General features: G+C 69.7%; 1 protein-coding gene. It reads right to left on the bottom strand.

The window, feature by feature from the left end; translation table 11 throughout:
• The coding region (locus tag ACFXKA_RS42555) for an AMP-binding protein (RefSeq protein ID WP_379431838.1) at nucleotides 1-2,035 on the bottom strand (2,035 nt) is incomplete at both ends.

Genomic DNA, 2,035 nt, shown 5'->3' on the forward strand with positions numbered 1-2,035 from the left:
AGAACCTCCGACCCTCCAGCCAGCCCACCACACGACCCCATCAACACAGCCACCTCACCTGCCCGAACCGGACGCAGTCCGGCACCGAGCACATACACACGAGTGTTGGCCACCGGACGCCCGATCGGCACCACCGCACCGGGCGCCGCCCCGCCGTCGAGCACCGTGCCGCTCATCGACACACACACGGTCGACTCGGTCGGCCCGTACGCGTTCACCACAAGCCGCTCGCCCACCGACCACCGCGCCACCAGCTCCGACGGCACCACCTCGCCGGCCAGCACCACCGTCTCCAACGACACCAGACCCGACTCCGCACCCGCCGGCAGCCCGCCCAACACCGAAGCCGGCATCGTCACATGCGTCACCCGCCCCGACGACAACACCTCCAGCAACGCCTCGCCAACCAGCCGCTCACCATCCGGCACCACCAGCGTGGCACCCGATCCGAACGCCAGCACCAGCTCCCAGAACGCGGCATCGAAACTCGGCGACGCGAACTGCAACACCCGACTCGTCCCGGTCACACCCAGACGCTCCCGCTGCGCCCGCGCAAGACTCGACACCCCACGATGAGTGACGACAACACCCTTGGGCGTGCCGGTGGAGCCCGAGGTGTAAATCACATACGCCGGATGCCCGAGGTCCACCACAACATCCGGGTCGGTGTCCGGCAGCCCGGACACGTCCCGGGCCATCGCCTGCGCGTCCAGGACCAGCAGCGGAGCCGCGTCACGCAGCATGAACGCCCGCCGGTCCGCCGGGTAGTCCGGGTCCACCGGCAGATACGCACCACCAGCCTTCTGCACCGCCAGGACAGCCACCACCAGATCCACCGAACGCGGCAGCTCCAACGCCACCAACCGCTCCGGACCCACACCCTCACCGATCAACCAGTGCGCCAACCGATTCGCCCGCACGTCCAACTCACCGTAGGAGAGCTTGGTGTCGCCGTGTTCGAGGGCAGTCGCGTCGGGAGCCCGCCGCACCTGCTCCCCGAACAACCCGGCCAGCGACACACCCGGCACGTCGGCGGCCGTGTCGTTCCAGCCGGAGAGCAACCGGACACGCTCCTCACCGGTCAACAACTCCACCCCGCCGATCGGCGCGGACGGATCCGCCAACACCTGCTCCAACAACCGCACCCACCGCGCCAACACACCCTCGACCGTCGAACGATCGAACAACTCCGTCGAATACTCGACGGTCGCGGTCACCCCCTGCTCACCACGGCGCTCGGCCAGGCTGAGCAGCATGTCGAAGCGCGAGCGGCCGATCCCGACCTCCTCGGGAACGACGCGCAGCTTGGGGAGGGTGAAGTCGCCCTCGGGGGCGTTCTGGAGGACGAGCGCGACTTGGAAGAGCGGGTGGTGGGAGGTGGAGCGTTGGGGGTTGAGCAGTTCCACAAGGTTCTCGAACGGCACGTCCTGGTGTGCGTAGGCGGCCAGGCTCGCCTCCCGCACCCTGCCGAGCAGTGCGTCGAAGCTGGGGTCGCCGGAGGTGTCGGTGCGCAGCACGAAAGTGTTGACGAACAGGCCGATCAGGTCGTCCAGTGCTTCGTCGGTGCGGCCGGCGACACCGCTGCCCAGCGCGATGTCGGTGCCGGCGCCCAGACGGGTGAGCAGTGCGGCCATGCCGGCCTGCAGCACCATGAACACCGTGGTGCTCGTTCGGCGGGCGAACTCGACCACCCGGCCGTGCAGTTCGGCGTCGATCCGGAACGGGGCCCTGGCGCCGCGGTACTCGGCGACGGCGGGGCGGGGACGGTCGGCCGGGAAGGTCACCTCGGCGGGCAGGTCGGCCAACTCGTCGAGCCAGTGGGCGACCTGCCGGGCGTACGGGCTGTCGGGGTCGTCCATGTCACCCAGCTGCTCGCGCTGCCAGAGGGTGTAGTCGGCGTACTGGACCGGCAGCTCGGGCCACTGTGGGGAGCGCCGCTCCACTCGGGCGGTGTACGCCTCCAGCACGTCGCGGGCCAGCGGACCCATCGACCAGCCGTCACCCGCGATGTGGTGCACCAGCAGCATCAGGACGC

The organism is Nocardia sp. NPDC059228 (assembly GCF_042754245.1).
In the GTDB taxonomy this organism is placed as follows: domain Bacteria; phylum Actinomycetota; class Actinomycetes; order Mycobacteriales; family Mycobacteriaceae; genus Nocardia.